At 62.7% G+C, this 17384-nt stretch carries 16 protein-coding genes; 13 read left to right on the top strand and 3 right to left on the bottom strand.

Annotated elements, in window-relative coordinates:
- The first annotated feature begins 370 nt into the window (after positions 1–370).
- The 8 genes from benA to ABWO90_RS15125 all read left to right on the top strand — a co-directional run bounded on the left by benA (position 371) and on the right by ABWO90_RS15125 (position 7763).
- A complete protein-coding gene (gene benA, locus ABWO90_RS15160; protein WP_502922630.1) occupies positions 371–1726 on the top strand; it encodes a benzoate 1,2-dioxygenase large subunit in 1356 nt (451 codons plus the stop codon).
- Positions 1727–2212 carry a benzoate 1,2-dioxygenase small subunit gene (benB, locus tag ABWO90_RS15155; protein ID WP_353192054.1) on the top strand — a complete coding sequence of 162 codons (486 nt, stop codon included), beginning with the start codon at positions 1727–1729 and terminating at the stop codon, positions 2210–2212.
- 29 nt (positions 2213–2241) lie between these two features.
- Positions 2242–3258, top strand: coding sequence for a benzoate 1,2-dioxygenase electron transfer component BenC (benC, locus tag ABWO90_RS15150; RefSeq protein WP_353192053.1), 1017 nt, complete (start codon positions 2242–2244; stop codon positions 3256–3258).
- Positions 3255–4040: a benzoate diol dehydrogenase BenD gene (gene benD / locus ABWO90_RS15145; protein WP_353192052.1), complete on the top strand. Its 786-nt coding sequence runs from the start codon at positions 3255–3257 to the stop codon at positions 4038–4040. Before benC ends, benD begins: the two co-directional genes overlap by 4 nt.
- 43 nt (positions 4041–4083) lie before the next feature.
- The gene (locus ABWO90_RS15140; protein WP_353192051.1) at positions 4084–4440 is read left to right on the top strand and encodes a 2Fe-2S iron-sulfur cluster-binding protein; all 357 of its coding nucleotides are present in this window, start codon (positions 4084–4086) and stop codon (positions 4438–4440) included.
- Positions 4441–4458: 18 nt separating this feature from the next.
- Complete coding sequence (locus ABWO90_RS15135; protein WP_353192050.1) at positions 4459–5403, top strand: catechol 2,3-dioxygenase; 945 nt, start codon at positions 4459–4461, stop codon at positions 5401–5403.
- A gap of 75 nt (positions 5404–5478) precedes the next feature.
- Positions 5479–6303, top strand: a complete 825-nt coding sequence (locus ABWO90_RS15130) for an alpha/beta fold hydrolase (RefSeq protein ID WP_353192049.1) — start codon at positions 5479–5481, stop codon at positions 6301–6303.
- Positions 6304–6401: 98 nt separating this feature from the next.
- Positions 6402–7763 (top strand): MFS transporter, encoded by a 1362-nt coding sequence (locus ABWO90_RS15125; protein WP_502922627.1) that lies wholly within the window; start codon positions 6402–6404, stop codon positions 7761–7763.
- 100 nt (positions 7764–7863) lie between these two features.
- Here the strand turns inward: ABWO90_RS15125 and ABWO90_RS15120 are convergent, their stop codons facing one another.
- Complete coding sequence (locus ABWO90_RS15120; protein WP_353192048.1) at positions 7864–8880, bottom strand: zinc-binding alcohol dehydrogenase family protein; 1017 nt, start codon at positions 8878–8880, stop codon at positions 7864–7866.
- 106 nt (positions 8881–8986) lie between these two features.
- Here ABWO90_RS15120 and ABWO90_RS15115 point away from each other — a divergent pair, with 106 nt between their 5' ends.
- On the top strand, positions 8987–9919 hold the full coding sequence (locus ABWO90_RS15115; protein WP_353192047.1) for a LysR family transcriptional regulator: 933 nt from the start codon (positions 8987–8989) through the stop codon (positions 9917–9919).
- A gap of 22 nt (positions 9920–9941) precedes the next feature.
- Here the strand turns inward: ABWO90_RS15115 and ABWO90_RS15110 are convergent, their stop codons facing one another.
- Together ABWO90_RS15110 and fnr are read right to left on the bottom strand one after the other, a co-directional pair.
- Positions 9942–10376 carry a YybH family protein gene (locus tag ABWO90_RS15110; protein WP_502922626.1) on the bottom strand — a complete coding sequence of 145 codons (435 nt, stop codon included), beginning with the start codon at positions 10374–10376 and terminating at the stop codon, positions 9942–9944.
- 286 nt (positions 10377–10662) lie between these two features.
- Positions 10663–11409, bottom strand: a complete 747-nt coding sequence (gene fnr, locus ABWO90_RS15105) for a fumarate/nitrate reduction transcriptional regulator Fnr (protein ID WP_353192046.1) — start codon at positions 11407–11409, stop codon at positions 10663–10665.
- Between the two features lie 369 nt (positions 11410–11778).
- Between fnr and scpB the strand changes: the two genes are divergently transcribed.
- From scpB to nusA, 4 genes are all read left to right on the top strand, one after another.
- Complete coding sequence (gene scpB, locus ABWO90_RS15100; protein WP_353192045.1) at positions 11779–12948, top strand: SMC-Scp complex subunit ScpB; 1170 nt, start codon at positions 11779–11781, stop codon at positions 12946–12948.
- A 154-nt stretch (positions 12949–13102) separates the two neighbouring features.
- Positions 13103–14914, top strand: a complete 1812-nt coding sequence (locus tag ABWO90_RS15095; protein WP_502922625.1) for a pseudouridine synthase — start codon at positions 13103–13105, stop codon at positions 14912–14914.
- A gap of 461 nt (positions 14915–15375) precedes the next feature.
- On the top strand, positions 15376–15834 hold the full coding sequence (gene rimP, locus ABWO90_RS15090; RefSeq protein WP_353192044.1) for a ribosome maturation factor RimP: 459 nt from the start codon (positions 15376–15378) through the stop codon (positions 15832–15834).
- Positions 15831–17306, top strand: a complete 1476-nt coding sequence (nusA, locus tag ABWO90_RS15085; protein ID WP_353192043.1) for a transcription termination factor NusA — start codon at positions 15831–15833, stop codon at positions 17304–17306. The genes rimP and nusA overlap by 4 nt, the downstream gene beginning before the upstream one ends.
- Positions 17307–17384: the final 78 nt, after the last annotated feature.

Raw genomic sequence — 17384 nt, 5'->3', positions numbered from 1 at the left:
TTTGCCAATAGCGCCGAGCGTCGTTTTCGATTCTCATTCGACGAGAATTTCCGGCAAATCGCCCGCGAATGAGGCGCGCCGGTTTTTACAGGGCTCACACCTTCGCGTGCCAACCGAATGCTTGCAATAGGGAATAACGCTACGCGAATTCGGCGATTAATCATTTCGTGAAATCAGCGCCATTTCCCTTGTGTGGAGATTCTCATCATTCAATCAAGAAATCGTTCTGTTTCCAGATGTCCGTCGGTCGCCTTTCTCTCTGGCGCCGGAAAACGAAATTGAATCTAAACGGTTTTTCTTCTGCAGAAATTTTCTTGGCACGGAAGTTGCTGATGCAAGCCTCGTTTGTAATCTTTCCAAGGAACTTAATATGACAAACGTCAAGGCAGAAGCGCTCGACGTATTGTTTGAGGAAGACTCGGAGCTTCAGCGTTATCGACTCGATCGATCCGCCTTCACCGACGAACGACTCTTCGAACTCGAAATGAAACACATCTTCGAGGGCAATTGGGTCTATCTCGCTCACGAGAGTCAAATCCCCAACGCGAACGATTACCTGACGGTTCAGGTCGGCCGTCAGCCGGTCGTCATCACGCGCAGCAAGGACGGAAAGCTCAACGGATTGATCAATGCCTGCACGCACAGGGGCGCCGTGCTTTGTCGAAACAAGAAGGGCAACAAGGCCAGCTTTACCTGCCCGTTTCACGGGTGGACGTTCAGCAATGCAGGCAGGCTGCTAAAGGTCAAGGATCAATCCGCCGATGCGGGGTACCCGTCGAGTTTCAATTGCGAAGGCAGTCACGATCTGAAGGCGCTGGGCGCTTTCGAGAACTACCGGGGGTTCCTGTTCGGCAGCATCAATCCGAATGTCGTGCCGCTCGCAGAGCACCTCGGCGAAGCAGCAAAAATCATCGACATGATCGTTGACCAGTCGCCGGACGGCATGGAGGTACTACGGGGTACCTCCAGCTACACCTACGACGGCAACTGGAAATTGCAGGCGGAAAACGGCGCAGACGGCTATCACGTTTCTGCCGTGCACTGGAATTACGTCGCCACAACCAGTCGCCGCACCCTCGACGGCAAGGTCGACTCGGTCAAGGCAATGAATGTGGGCAAGTGGGCGCAGCAGGGCGGGGGCTCGTACGCGTTCGAGAACGGACACATCCTGCTCTGGACGAACTGGAAGAACCCCGAGGACCGCCCCTTGTTTCAAAAGCGAGCCGAATGGGTGGAGGCGTTCGGGGAAGCGCGCGCCGATTGGATGCTGCGCAAGTCGCGCAACCTGTGCATCTATCCGAACCTGTATCTCATGGATCAGATGAGTTCGCAGATTCGTGTTGTTCGTCCGATTTCGGTGAACAAGAGCGAAACCACGATCTTTTGCATCGCGCCGAAAGGCGAACCGGCGGAGGCTCGCGAACGCCGTCTGCGCCAGTACGAAGACTTCTTCAATGCCACGGGCATGGCGACCCCGGACGACCTCGAGGAATTCCGCGCCTGCCAACAGGGCTATGGCGCAAGTGCCGTTCGCTGGAACGATATGAGTCGTGGCGCAACGCATTGGGTCAGGGGCCCCGACGAGACGGCTGACCTGATCGGACTCAAGCCGAAGCTCAGTTGTCTGAAGACCGAGGACGAGGGGCTTTACATCGGCCAGCACGAGTATTGGCTCCAGGCCATGAAACAGGCGATCGCTGCCGAGTCCTCGGTGCAGGAGCGGTAAATGCTGACATACGAGTACATCCAGAAGTTCTTGTTTGAAGAAGCGCGAGCACTCGATGAGCAACGTTGGGCCGATTGGCTCGCGTTCTATGCCGCCGATGTCGAATTCTTCATGCCGTCGTGGGACGACGACGACACACTGACAAGCGATCCGCATAACGAAGTTTCGTTGATCTACTACGCGAACCGTCAGGGCCTTGAGGATCGCGTGTTTCGGATTGAAACCGGCCGTTCCAGCGCGACGATGCCCGACACGCGTACGGGCCACGCCATCACGAATATCGAAGTCCTTTCGCAGGATACGGACGGCTGCGAGGTGACGTTCAACTGGGTAACGCACAGCTTTCGCTACAAGAGCGTGGACGTGTATTTCGGCACGTCGCGTTATCGGATCGATACACGCGCCGAAAAGCCTGTCATCACGCGCAAATACGTTGTGCTGAAGAACGACTACATCAATCACGTGCTCGACGTTTACCACGTCTGACGTGCGTGGCTCGCAAGATCGGAGACACCATGAAACATAACGTCGCGCTTCAATTTGAGGACGGCGTCACGCGCATCATCCAGTGCGATGCGCATGAACCCGTGTGCGACGCGGCCTATCGCGCCCGCATCAATATCCCGCTCGATTGCCGGGACGGTGCGTGCGGGACCTGCAAGTCGCACTGCGAAAGCGGCACCTACACGCTTGGCGCCTACATCGAGGATGCACTGGCAGGTGACGAAGCCGCATCGGGCTACGTGCTCACCTGTCAAATGCGTGTCACGTCGGACTGCGTCATCCGGATACCCGTGACGTCCGACGCGTGCAAGGTCGAGGTGGCCGAATACGAGGGACGGCTCGCGCAGATCGTGCGCGATTCGCCCACCACGATGTCGTTTTCGCTCGAGACGGCACAACCGCTGTCGTTCCTGCCCGGGCAATACGTGAATCTGAAGGTGCCCGCCAGTGAAGCCGCACGTTCCTATTCCTTCAGTTCGGCGCCGGAACGCGCCAAGCTGTCGTTCCTGATTCGCGATGTGCCCAACGGTGCGATGAGCGCCTTCATGCGCCAACAGGCCAAGCCCGGCGACGTCATGACCTTCACGGGCCCGTACGGCAGCTTCTATCTGCGCCCGGTTGTCCGGCCGGTGCTCATGTTGGCCGGCGGTACGGGGCTCGCACCATTCCTTTCCATGCTGACGTGGCTGAACGCTCACCCGTGCGCGCATCCCATTCGTCTGGCGTATGGGGTGAACACGGTGGCCGATCTGGTGGAACTGTCGGCGCTCGACACGCTGAAAGCCGAGCTGCCCGATTTCGACTACGTGACGTGTGTGGCCGATCGTGACAGCGATCATCCACGTCTTGGCTATGTCACCGACCACCTTCAGCCGACAGACCTGCACGACGGCAACGTTGACGTCTATGTGTGCGGGCCGCCGCCGATGGTTGACGGCATTCGCCAGTGGATGTCCGGCGCCGGCGTGATACCGGCGAATTTCCATTTTGAAAAATTTTCGTCGACAGCACAGGGGCAGGCAGCATGAGTCATCGGCAACGTTTTACCCATCAGGCCGTGATCGTGACGGGGGCAGCGCAGGGCATTGGCCGAGGCGTTGCGCTGCAGTTCGCCGCGGAAGGCGCCAGCGTTCTGGCAGTGGACCGTTCCGAGCTGGTGCATGAGGTGGTCTCCGAGATCACCGCTCAAGGGGGCACGGCAACGGCGTTTCAGGCCGATCTCGAACAATTCGCAGGGGCGCGGGCGATGGTTGCGGCGTGTGTGTCGCGGTTCGGCCAGGTCGACGTGCTCATCAACAATATCGGCGGCACGATCTGGGCGAAGCCCTACGAGCACTACGACCCGGAGCAGGTCGAGGCCGAGATTCGCCGCTCACTGTTTCCAACGCTCTGGGGATGTCGCGCGGTGCTGCCCGAGATGCTCGCGCGCAAATACGGCGTGATCGTCAACGTGTCGTCGGTCGCGACGCGCGGCATTCACCGCGTGCCCTATGCCGCTGCCAAGGGAGGAATCAACGCGATCACCACGTCGATTGCGATGGAGCACGCCGGCGACGGCATTCGTATCAATGCCACCGCGCCCGGCGGCACCAACGCGCCTCCGCGCCGGATTTCTCGGGGCGGGGATGCTGCGAATGCCCAGGAACTCGCCTGGTACCAGGGCGTTGTCGACCAGACATGCGAGACGAGTCTGATGCATCGCTATGGCGAGATCGACGAGCAAGTGGCGCCGATCCTTTTCCTGGCGTCGGACGACGCCTCGTACATCACGGGCACGGTACTTCCGGTGGCCGGGGGCGACCTCGGCTGATATGCCCTTGCGATGTCCATCGAAGCGACAAGGGAGGTCCTGCATGACGTCACGTGACGGCACATTCGCGGTGACGATCGCGCAAACCGGTGAGTGTTTTTCGTGCGCGTCGGGTGAGTCGTTGCTCGCCAGTCTTGCAAAGGCCGGACGGCGAGGTATTCCGGCGGGTTGCCTGAACGGAGGCTGCGGCGTTTGCAAGGTGCGTGTCCTGCGAGGAGAAATTCGCATGATCGGACCGATCAGCCGTGCACACGTCAGCGTGGAGGAAGCGCGCGAAGGTTGTGCATTGGCGTGCCGTGCAGCGCCGGCGACAGACCTCGAACTCGAGGTGGTAGGCAAGTTTCAGAAGCCGTTTTATGCCGGTGCGCGCAAAGCACCGGTGGTCGATTTCAATAAGTAGACAGATAGGAGACCCGCAATGGGAGTCATGCGTATCGGGCACGTGAGCCTGAGGGTGATGGATATGGAGGCCGCGCTGCACCACTACGTCAAGGTGCTCGGCATGAAAGAGACGATGCGCGATGCCGAAGGCAACGTGTATCTGAAGTGCTGGGACGAGTGGGACAAGTTCTCGCTGGTTCTCACGCTTTCCGATCGGGCGGGACTGAATCACGTGGCGTACAAGGTTGAACACGACGCGGATCTTGATGCGTTGCAGGCGCGGATCGAAGCCTACGGGACTGCCGTTGATGTCTTGCCCGAAGGGGCCTTGCCCTCGGTCGGCCGTCAGCTCAGGTTCCCCTTGCCGAGCGGACACGAATTCCGGCTATATGCCCAAAAGGAATTCGCGGGCACCGATGTCGGCTCGACGAATCCCGATCCGTGGCCGGATGACACCGCGGGTGCGGCGGTGCACTGGCTCGATCACTGTTTGCTCATGTGCGAGCTGAATCCGGAGACGGGCGTGAATCGCGTCGCGGACAACACCCGTTTCATGCAGGAGTGCCTCGGCTTCTATCTGGGGGAGCAGGTCATGGTCGGGCCGCAGAACAGTGTTCCGATCGCCACGTTCATGTTTCGCTGCACCAAGCCGCACGACATTGCGTTTGTCGGTGGCCCGCGCAATGGCTTGCACCACATCGCGTTCTTCCTCGACGACTGGTCAGACGTGCTGAAGTCGGCTGACGTCATGGCGAAGCATCGCGTGAAATTCGACGTGACGCCGACGCGCCATGGGTTGACGCGCGGCACCACGATCTACTTCTTCGATCCCAGCGGGAACCGCAACGAGACGTTCGCGGGACTCGGGTACCTCGCACAGCCGGATCGCCCGGTCACCACGTGGACCGAAGACCAGATCGGCCGCAGCATCTTCTTCCACACGGGCGAACTCCACGACGCTTTCACCACGGTCTACACCTGATGCCTCAGATCACGCACGCGTGACCGGCGCGGCCGGTGTCTGCGCCGGCCGTCGAATTGAACAATGAGAAATCCCATGCAAAACAATCCGGAGATTGGTCGCCGAATCACGGCCAATGGCATTGCAACGAACTATCACGATCTTGGCGACGGACAGCCCGTGCTTCTGATTCACGGCTCCGGGCCTGGCGTCACGGCGTGGGCCAACTGGCGGCTCACCATGCCGGCACTGGCCGAGCACTTCCGCGTCATCGCGCCGGACATGGTCGGGTTCGGTGAGACCGAGCGTCCCGCCGGCTACACGTACTCGATGCGCCAGTGGGTCGCGCACACGCTTTCACTGCTCGACGCACTGGATATCGAGCGGGCACACGTCGTCGGCAATTCGTTCGGCGGCGCGCTGGCGATCGCGCTGGCCATCGAGGCGCCCGAGCGCGTTGGCCGGTTGGTACTGATGGGTGCCGCAGGAACGCGTTTTCCTTTGACGCAGGGATTGGACGCGGTGTGGGGGTATACGCCGTCGATCGCCAACATGCGCGGCCTGCTCGACGTGTTCGCGTATGACCGCCGCCTCGTGAACGACGAGTTGGCAAAGCTTCGTTACGAGGCGAGTGTCAGGCCGGGCTACCAGGAGGCCTTTGCGAGCATGTTCCCCGCGCCGCGCCAACGTTGGGTCGATGCGCTGGCGAGTGACGAGGACAAGGTGCGGGCGCTGTCGCACGAGACGCTCATCGTGCACGGGCGTGAGGATCGCGTCATTCCCTTGTCCAGTTCGCTGAGGCTGCTGGAGTTGATGCCCAAGGCGCAGCTTCACGTGTTTGGCGAATGCGGACACTGGACACAAATCGAACATGCCGCGCGGTTCAATCGAATGGTCGTGGAGCACTTTCTTGAGGCGTAAGCGCGCGTCGCAAAGCTAACGACAACGCGGGTGCCGCGAAGGGCGCGTCGCCCGGCGTTGTCGTCACTTAAAAAAACATGCTATGGAGACACTTCATCGTGGGAGTTCCGCTGTCTATTCCCGCCCTGATCGATAACGGGCGCATTGGTACCTTTCAGTGGCGCGTGCTTGCGCTTTGTTTCCTCATCGCCGTGCTGGATGGCTTCGATACGCAGGCCATGGCCTTCACCGGCCCGGCGATTCTGGTGGCATTCAGACTTCAGGCCGGCGAACTGGCGCCAATTCTGACGGCCGGGGTCGTGGGCATGACCCTTGGTGCGATGTCGCTGGGGCAGGTTGGGGACCGTATCGGTCGGCGGCCTGCCGCCATGATCGGCATTTTCGTGTTTGGTGTTGCGACACTGCTGACTGCCGGTGCGTCGCAAACGTGGCACATCCTGGCGCTGCGCTTCATCGCCGGCCTGGGAATGGGCGGCTGCACGCCCATTGTGCTTGCACTGGCCGCTGAGTATGTTCCTGCCCGAGTTCGGGGAACCGTCATCACCGGCGTGATTCTGGGCCTGCCGGCGGGCGCTATGCTGGGTGGCCTGCTGGCCGCGCATATGCTGCCGGTCATCGGCTGGCGGGGCATTTTCGTCGTCGGTGGTCTGGCACCCCTTGCGCTTCTGATCGTCCTGTTCGCGATGCTGCCCGAGTCTCTTCAGTTCGAAACGATGCGGGGCGATGCGTCAGGCCGTTCGTATGCGGCGCGTGTCCTTGCCAAAATCGTCGGTCACGAACTGCCTGCCGACGCGACGTTTGCCGTGGCAGATCGAGCCGAGGTGCGGGGGAGTGTCAGAGCGTTGTTTTCGGGGGGGTATGCCGGCCAGACACTCGCCATATGGGCCGTGTATCTGCTCAACTGGATTGCCTGGTTCATGCTCCTGTCGTGGCTTCCCACCGTGCTCAAGGTCGCTGGCTTGCCTGCCGACCAGGCGCCGATGGGGACGTTCACGGTGAACCTCGTGTTCATCCTTTTTGCCTTCCCGCTTTCCTATCTATTGCCGAGGGTTCCCGTTTGTCGCCTGCTCGTCGGCATGTTCTTGTTTGGCGTTCTCGTGGCGTTGGGTTTGGGCTTTGCCGGCACTCGCTGGGAACTCGTCTTCGTCCTGATCGGCGCGGCGGGGTTTGGCGTGGGTGGTCAACAATTGGCGCTCAACTATCTGATTGTGGGGGCGTACCCAACGTCGCTGCGCGCGACGGCGACGGGGTGGTCCATTGGGGTAGGACGTGCCGGTGCAATCATCGGTTCGGCGATCGGCGGGAGTGTGTTGAGCTGGATCGGGGCGTCAGGCTTTTTCTTTGCTTTGGCCGTGCCGTTGCTGCTCGCCATGCTTGCTGTGGCGAGCATGCGAGCGAACCCGGCAGAAGGTGCCGGCGTTGGCGAACTGGTTGACGCGGCCAATGGCATTGGCCGCTGACCGTCCGTACTTCGTCGTTCAATAGCGGCATAAGTCAGGACGCGCCCGAGGCGCGCCCTGACTGCCATCCCATGCGTGAGGCGCCTGCCGGATACCTCGCTCAGAATCCGGCCAGCACGAGCTTGCCGATGGTGCGTCCGCCTTCGAGCTGCGCGTGTGCGCGGCGCAGGTTCACCGCGTTGATCGGGCCGAGGACCTCGCCCACCGTCGTGCGCAGCGTGCCTGCGTCGACCAGGCGCGCGACTTCGGTCAGGAGCTTGTGCTGCGCGATCATGTCGGGCGTCTCGTACATGGCGCGCGTGAACATGAATTCCCATACGAACGTGGCGCTCTTGCTCTTGAGCAGGCCGATTTCCAGCGGTCGCGCATTTTCCACGATCGAGCAGATCTTGCCTTGCGGCGCGATGGCTTCGGCGAGCGCGGGGAAGTGCTCGTCGGTGTCGTTCAGGCAAAGGACGTAATCGACTTGAGGCACGCCCACCGCCTTCAACTGCGCAGGAATGTCCTGGTAGTGGTCGATGACGTGTTGGGCGCCGAGTTGGCGGCACCAGTCAGCCGATTCAGGGCGCGACGCCGTCGCCACGACGGTGAGCTTCGCGAGACGTCGCGCGAGCTGAATGGCGATCGAGCCAACGCCACCCGCGCCACCGACGATCAGTACCGATTTGCCTTCGTCACTGCCATCGGGCGCGATGCCGAGACGGTCGAACAGGGCTTCCCATGCCGTGATCGTTGTGAGCGGCAACGCGGCGGCGTTCGCGAAATCGAGCGACGACGGCATATGGCCCACGATGCGTTCGTCGACCAGGTGGAACTCGCTGTTCGCACCGGCGCGCATGATGCTGCCGGCGTAGTACACCGGGGCGCCGACCTTGAACAGGGTGACATCCGGACCGACAGCCGCCACGGTACCTGCGGCGTCCCAACCAAGCACGCGTGGTGCGGGCTCCACTTTGTCCTTCGGCGCGCGAACCTTGGTGTCGACAGGGTTCACGGAAATGGCTTCGACCTTGACCAGGATGTCGCGTCCGGCCGGCGTCGGGGTCGGGAGTTCGATGTCTTCCAGCGATTTGGGGTTGTCGATGGGTAAATAACGGGTCAATCCGATGGCTTTCATCTGCATTCTCCTCAGAAGTTGGCAGTGCGATAGCGCAAGACTACGTCTAGTCGATTGATTTGAAAATTTGCATAATGCCGAAAAGATTTTTCGGAAAATCCATCAAATGGCATTGGACCTCGATACCGTGGCGTTGTTCGTGCGCGTGGCGGCGCTTGGCAACGTGTCGGCCGCCGGGCGCGAGCGCGGCATGTCTCCGGCAACTGCCGGCGCCCGGCTGGTGCAGTTGGAGAGCACGCTCGGCGCACGTCTGCTGCACCGCACGACCCGGCGCGTGGCATTGACGCAGGAGGGCGAAGTGTTCCTGAGTCAGGCGCAGGGCTTGCTGGCCGCCGAAGCGCAGGCGCTGGCGAGTGTCGGGCAGGGGCTCGCCGCACCGCAGGGGCGGCTGCGGGTGTCGTGCTCGTCGTCCTTCGGGCGGCAGCACGTTTCGCAGGCCCTGCCGGCGTTCCTCGCGCAATTTCCTGGCATCTCACTTGATTTCAAACTGACCGATCGCGTGGTCGATTTGCTGGAAGAGGGGGTCGATCTGGCAATCCGGGTGGGTGCGCTGCGCGATTCGACGCTCGTCGCCCGGAAGCTCGCGACCAATCGGCGCACGCTGTGCGCGTCACCGGCCTATCTTGCGGCGCACGGCACACCAAAGCATCCGGCCGATCTGGCGGCCCATGAGTGTTTGATTCTCGGCGATCAGCGCGACTGGCGCTTCGTCACGCCGGGAGGTGCGTTGAGTGTGCGGGTCAGCGGGCGGCTCTCGTCGGACAACGGCGAGGTCCTGCGCGACGCGGTGCTCGCAGGCATGGGCATTGCGCTCAAGTCGACCTGGGACGTCGGCGCCCATTTGCGACGTGGAGAACTGGTGCCGGTGCTGCCCGCGTATCCGCTGGCCGAGGAGGTTGCCATCTGGGCCGTCTACCCGAGTCGGGCGTTCGTGCCGCCGAAGACGCATGCGCTGATCGAATTCCTGCAGGCCCGCTTCGGCGCAGTGCCGTATTGGGACGAAGACGATGTGTCTGACGTCGCCCAACCGCCGGAGTGAGACGACGGTGCGGGGCGCGCGGTCAGTGCAGGTGGTGCGTACGCGTCGGCGGGGTGCCGTTGTCCTCGTGGCCGATAGCCGGGCTTGCGTGATGCAGCACGAGCCGCCAGCCGTCCGCCTCCTTGAGATAGATGTTGGTGGCGAGCACGAAGGCGTAGCGCGCGTCGGGGTGCGACTCGACCTGAATCTGTTCGAGCACGTTATGCACCGCGCATAGCGGGTTGTGCGCCACCTGGAGGTGACTGACCGCGACGGGCAGGCCGCCATTGGCCAGAATTTGCCGCCAACTGCTGCGCACGGCCGCCGGACCCACATGCCGGGGGCCGGACGGGTGGATGCAGACGACCTCCTCGTCTTCCGACCAGACGTCCATCAGCGCATCGGCATCACCGGCGCGCAGCGCTTCGTAGTAAGCGTGTTCGGCGTCTTCCGGACTCAGAAAAATGGCAGCGGGCATGGCGGCAGCCTCCGTCGGCGTGTGACGCGGAACAACGGGTGTGATGCCCCGCGAACGGGCCGATTATGGAGGGTTTGCCCGGGCTTGTCGAACCCTTGCGCAGGGTGACGAGCGCCGACCGCGACACCGCGAACCGAGGGGCGGGTGCGCGTCTCTTGATCTGGCGCAAGGCGGCGAGGACTGCCCGCCGGTAGCTTTACGGGTAACGCGGGGAAGCGTTAGTCAGCGAGGGGGCGTCGAAGGGAAACTGATGGCGGGGACGCTTCGGCGCCCCCGGTAGCTGACTTCAGCAGTGGATGCCGGCGGTGCCGGGTACGCCCGCCAGTTCGCGCAGGGCGACGGCGTCGATGATCTTCACGTGACGCTGGCGGATCTCGATCATGCCGTTCTGTGCGAAGCGAGAGAACAGGCGGCTGACGGTCTCCAGCTTGAGGCCCAGGAAGCTGCCGATTTCTTCGCGGCTCATGCGCAGTACGAATTCGTTGGCAGCGTAGCCACGGGCGGACAGGCGCTCGGACAGATTTAGCAGGAACACGGCGAGTCGTTCTTCGGCCCGCATGGTGCCGAGCGCGAGCAATTGCTGGTGCTCGTTTCGGATTTCCTGGCTCATCAGGCGGTGCAACTGGCGTTGCAGCGACGGGACCTGACGCGAAAGCGTCTCCAGTTCGCCGAAGCGCGCGATGCAAAGCTCGCTGTCTTCGAGCGCGATGGCGGTACTCGGGTGATGGCTGTCGGCTACGGCGTCCAGGCCGATCAGCTCGCCCTGAAGGTGGAAGCCGACGACTTGTTCGCGGCCGTCGGGCGCGGTGACGCAGCTTTTGAGCGAGCCAAACCGAATGCCGTATACGGCAATCAGGTCATCGTTGGCGTGATAGAGCACTTCGCCTTTCTTGAGGCGACGGCGCTCGCTCACGAGTGCATCCAGTCGTTCCAGCTCCGCTTCCGGAATGCCCACGGGCAGACAGAACTGGCCCAGCGAGCAGGTGGAACATCGCGGCTGGACAACGGGAATGCGACCGATTTCTGTGGTCATGGAGGCCCCTGAAGTTATCGTGAGAGTTTACCATGAGGCGTCGACCTCACGTTCTTCCTGGCGATACATCGGGGTATACAGCGATCCGTAGTGACGCGTCCGGGTTTCGACGGCGCTTTACGGGCGACAGTGTTTCAGTAATAATTGCGCACATACCGGACGTCCGTCTCGCCGCACTATCGGCCTGGGCGTTCCCGGCAGGTCGTTTCGAAGCATCCAGGTTGCGCCGCCGTCACTACGACCGAACACAAACGGGCGCGCGCTTATGCGAAGCGGTTGTTTTTTTCGATCTACGACCGTTTCTCGTGTTCCAAGCATCCATTTATTCCTGATTCCGGGTAGCCAAGCCCCCGGTTTGCTTAGTCGCACATGAATACCCAAGAGGCGAAACTCGTCCTCGAGACCGCGTTGATTTGCGCGCAGGAGCCGCTCAAGGTCGGCGATCTGCGCAAGCTCTTCAATGACGCCGTGTCTGGCGACACGGTGCGCGCGCTGCTCGAGGAAATCCGCGTGCAATGGGACGGCCGAGGTGTGGAATTGGTGGCGTTGGCCACCGGCTGGCGTTTCCAGAGCCGTCCGCGCATGCGCGAATACCTTGACCGTCTCAATCCGGAAAAGCCGCCGAAGTATTCGCGCGCCGTGATGGAGACGCTGGCGATCATTGCGTATCGCCAGCCGGTGACACGTGGCGATATCGAAGAGATTCGCGGCGTGACGGTCAATACGCAGATCATCAAGCAGCTCGAAGACCGTGGCTGGATCGAGGTGATCGGTCATCGCGACGTACCGGGACGCCCCGGTCTGTATGCGACGACCAAGGACTTCCTCGACGATCTCGGCTTGCGTGCGCTCGACGCGCTGCCGCCGCTCGAAGATCCGGCGGCGCAAGCGCAGATCGACCTGCTGGCGCAGCAGAACATCGAGTTCGGCGAGCGGGCCGACGGTGACGCTGGCGACGAGGCGGTGTCCGACGACGTGCCGGTGGCCGATGCCGACGCGCTGGCGCGTCTGGCGCAAGATCGCGCCGACGACCTGCCGCTCGCCCAGGGCTTGCCTGAGGACCAGCGTCCGCCCACGTCTTCCGGGACGGACGAGGCGGCAGACGAAGCGCCATCCGCAGAGGTGCTGCTTGACGCCGTAATGGCCGAGGGTGAAGTAGTTGCGGATGCGCCGGTCGACGCATTGCAGGACGACACGGTCAAAATTCCGGCGTCTGCCGAGGAACTCGCGCAGCCGGGAGACGTCAGTGAGCAGGTCGTGACGCCGGATGGCGAAGCGTCTGCCGGGCAAGACGAGGAATTTTCCGAAGTTTCGGAGACTGCGACGTCTGCCGGCGACGATCCGCCGCAAGATGCGCAGGACGTAGTCAATGAGACACCGACGCAGGCGGCCGATCCCGCAGCGTCGGTGACGCAGGAAGTTCCCCCGCGCGCTGTCGACACGGCCGCGAACGAAGCCGCCGCCGGACAGCCCATGTCCGGTGCGATGGAAGACGACGAGAACGACGGGGACGACAAGAATCTCGTCACCGGTACCTGAGGCGTCGGCGCATTGCGCCGCGCGCACCAGCAGGGCCGTTAAGCGATAAGAACGAAGTCGCGGCAAGGATTTGCCGCGCATTCATGGTGCGAACACGGATCAGGGCAGTCATTTGCACGAGCCCGCAACGATCCCGTTTTCCAATGAGGTTGTGTTGAAACAGAACGAAGAATCCCAGGACCTGCACGCACGCGATGCCGGTGCCGAAGCACGTGCGCCGGAAGGCGAGGGCGGCGATGAAAAGGCGTCGCGCCGCGGTTTGCGCCGTGGTCCGCGCAGTCTGATCGCCCGTCGTCGCGCGGCGCAGCAAGCCAAGCGCGAAGGCGAGGACGGCGGCGCAGGCGAATTCGCCGCGTCGGACGCCCCGCAAGGCGAGCCTTCCGAGGCGTCGCAAGGTCAGGCGCCGGTGGACGACGGTGCGCCGTCGGCGGCCCAGACGCGTGGCCGCAACGGTGCCCGCAAGCCGCGCAGCGGCAAGCGTGACGGTGCTGCACAAACGTCGCAATCGGCGCAAACCGGTGGCGGCGAGAGCGGTGCCGGGGCTGCGGGCAAGGCGCGACAAGGCGCCGGCGACGCTGGCCAGGGGCGCGGCCGCAAAGGGGCGACGGGCGGTGCCCGTGGCGCAGGCGGCAAGGGTGGTGCTCAAGGCGGTAAGGGTGGCAAGGGCGGCAAGGGCGGTGACGACGATCTGTTCGCGTTCGTGACGTCGGGCGGCTTTGATGGGGAAGACGCGGAAGGCGATGCCAAGAATGCCGCCAAGCGCGGCCGTCGTCCCGCAGATCGCCGTGTGCTCTCGCCGGACGACGAAGCGCCGAAGCTGCACAAGGTGCTCGCCGAAGCCGGCATGGGCTCGCGTCGCGAGATGGAAGAGCTGATTCTGGCCGGACGTGTGTCCGTCAATGCCGAGCCGGCCCACATCGGCCAGCGCATTTTGCCGACCGATCAGGTGCGCATCAACGGCAAGCTGGTCAAGCGTCGCATCACCAGCAAGCCGCCGCGCGTGTTGCTTTACCACAAGCCGGCGGGCGAAATCGTGAGCCATGCCGATCCGGAGGGTCGCGCGTCGGTGTTCGACCGACTGCCGCCGATGAAGACGGCCAAGTGGCTTGCCGTGGGGCGTCTGGACTTCAATACGGAAGGCTTGCTGATCCTGACGACGTCGGGCGATCTGGCCAACCGCTTCATGCATCCGCGTTACGGTATCGAGCGTGAATACGCCGTGCGTACCGTGGGGCAGCTGAGCGAGTCGTCGCGCCAGCAACTGCTGCGCGGCATCGAACTCGATGACGGTCAGGCCAACTTCCTGCGTCTGCAGGATGGCGGCGGTGAAGGGTCGAACCACTGGTATCACGTGGCGTTGACGGAAGGGCGTAACCGCGAAGTGCGTCGTATGTTCGATGCTGCGGGCCTGATGGTCAGCCGTCTGATCCGTACGCGTTACGGCCCGTTGACGCTGCCGCGCGGCCTCAAGCGCGGTCGTTACGAAGAACTCGACGACGCGCAGGTGCGCTCGCTGTTTGCCGCTGTCGGCATGAAGATGCCGGGTGCGACGTCCGACGACAAGGGCGCGAGGCCCGGTCGAGGCGGCAAGCCGGGGGCACCCAAGGAGCCGCGTCGTCAGCCGGATCCGATGCAGACCGCGCTGGGCGTGTTCAGCCGCGAGCCGGGACAATCGCGCCGTCCGCGCGCCAATCCGCTCACGGCGTTTGTCGGCCCGAGCGGCGGCTATCCGGGGCAGACGCCTTCGCCGCGCGGTGAAGGTCGTCGCTTCGGTGGCGGTAATTCGGCCGGTGGCGGTGGCTTCGGTGGCCAATCGCGCGGCAACGGTAACGGTAATGCCAACGGGAACGTCAGTGGCAATCGCAGCCGCGGCGGCAACCGGGCGGGCGGCGGCGGCGGTGGTGGCGCCCACGGTGGTGGGAATCACGGCAACCGTGGCAATCGCGGCGGCAACCGTTCACGTTGATGCGAACGATCGCTGCAGGACGGCAGCGATCGTTGCGCAGGCGGGCGCGAAACGAAAGGTTTCCCCGCCTGCGAGTCGAAGGCGTTCGCGCCGACATTTGCTGCAGGTATTTTGCGTTGCGGCAATGTCGCATCGATGCCCGTCACGCGGGCTTTTGGGGCGCCAAGCGTTGCAAATCGGCCCAAAACCATATAAAATCAATGAATAAGCTGGTCCGCGTGCCACACATTCTGTTGCGGCGCGCACCTCATGCGCAATGAGGCTGTAAGAAATGGGCGTTTCGCCCATTTTTTTTTGCCGCGAGCGTTTCGCGGCCGATGCCGCCGCGTCGGGGAGTGGGTGTGTCGACACAGGCACGCCGGCCCGGGCGGTCGAGGCTGGTATCGTGCGGCGTCCCATGCGGGGCGCGCAGACATGTCGGGCGCTGCTGATGCGCGCGAGTTTTTCTAGGGTGAGCAAAGTTGCAATTGCCAGAACTGATCGAGACCACGGTCGAAGGCCTGGGTTACGAGCTGGTCGACGTTGAGCGCGCCGGTGGCGGTTTGCTGCGCGTGTATATCGACAAGCCGGAAGGCATCACGATCGATGACTGCGAGACGGTAAGCCGTCAGCTCTCGCACGTTCTGATGGTCGAGAACGTCAATTACGACCGACTCGAAGTATCGTCGCCGGGGCTGGATCGTCCGCTGCGCAAGCTGCGTGACTTCGAGCGTTTTGCCGGCGCGGAAGTGAGTCTCACGTTGCGTGTGCCGTTGGAAGGCCGCAAGCAATTCCGCGGCATCCTGCAGGCACCGCAAGGCGAAAACTTGAGCCTGGAGTTCGAAGGCAAGGGCGGCCCGGCGCTGCTCGACTTCACCCTCGCGGATATAGACCGTGCGCGCCTTGTGCCGCAGATTGATTTTAGGAGTCGCAAACGATGAGTCGCGAAGTATTGCTGTTGGTCGATGCGCTCGCGCGCGAAAAGAACGTCGACAAGGATGTCGTGTTCGGCGCGCTGGAAGCGGCATTGGCTTCGGCCACCAAAAAGCGCTACACCGAAGACGTCGACATTCGCGTGCACATCGACCGTGAGTCGGGCGAGCACGAGAGCTTCCGTCGCTGGCTGGTAGTGCCGGACGAAGCGGGCCTGCAGGAGCCGGACAAGCAGATCCTGTCGTTCGAAGCCAAGGAAGACAATCCGTCCATCGAAATCGGCGAGTTCATCGAAGAGCCGGTGGAATCGGTCGAATTCGGCCGTATTGGCGCTCAGGCCGCAAAGCAAGTGATTCTGCAACGCATTCGCGATGCCGAGCGCGAGCAGATTCTGTCGGACTTCCTCGAGCGCGGCGAAAAGATCATGACCGGTACGGTCAAGCGCCTCGACAAGGGCAACCTGATTGTCGAGTCGGGCCGTGTCGAAGCGCTGCTGCGCCGCGACCAGCTGATTCCGAAGGAAAACCTGCGTATCGGTGACCGCGTTCGCGCCTTCATCGTGAAGGTCGACCGCACCGCACGCGGTCCGCAGATCGAACTCTCGCGTACGGCGCCGGAATTCCTGATCGAGCTATTCGGCATGGAAGTGCCGGAGATCGAGCAGGGGCTGCTCGAGATCAAGTCGGCTGCCCGTGACCCGGGCGTGCGCGCCAAGATCGCCGTGGTCGCTTACGACAAGCGCATCGACCCGATCGGCACCTGCGTGGGCATTCGCGGCACGCGTGTGCAGGCGGTGCGTAACGAGCTTGGCGGCGAAAACGTCGACATCGTGCTGTGGTCGGAAGACCCTGCGCAATTCGTGATCGGCGCGCTGGCGCCGGCGGCCGTGCAGTCGATCGTCGTGGACGAAGAGAAGCACAGCATGGACGTGGTCGTCGACGAGAACGAACTCGCCGTGGCGATCGGCCGCAGCGGTCAGAACGTGCGCCTGGCGTCCGAACTGACCGGCTGGCAGATCAACATCATGACGCCGGACGAATCGGCGGAGAAGCAGAACGAAGAGCGCGGCACGCTGCGTACGTTGTTCATGCAGCGTCTCGATGTGGACGAGGAAGTGGCGGACATCCTGATCGAGGAAGGTTTCTCGAGCCTGGAAGAGATCGCCTACGTGCCCCTGAACGAAATGCTGGAAATCGAAGCATTCGACGAGGACACGGTGCACGAGCTGCGCAATCGTGCACGCGACGCACTGCTGACGCAGGCGATTGCCACCGAGGAGAAGGTCGAGGGTGTTGCGCTCGATCTCAAGAGCCTCGATGGCATGACGCCCGAACTGCTGGCCAAGCTGGCCGAGCATGAAATTCAGACGCGCGATGATCTGGCCGAACTGGCCGTCGACGAACTGACCGAGATGACCGGCGTCGACGAGGAAGCCGCCAAGGCCCTGATCATGAAAGCGCGAGAGCACTGGTTCCAATGATGACCTGCCACGGCACGCATATGGAACAGTGAACTTTGAAGTTAACCGCAAGGCGTCTGGCCTTGCTTGAAGAGGTTT

Source organism: Pandoraea pnomenusa (assembly GCF_040391475.1).
Taxonomy (GTDB): domain Bacteria; phylum Pseudomonadota; class Gammaproteobacteria; order Burkholderiales; family Burkholderiaceae; genus Pandoraea; species Pandoraea pnomenusa_C.
This window is presented reverse-complemented; position numbering and strand designations above follow the sequence as displayed.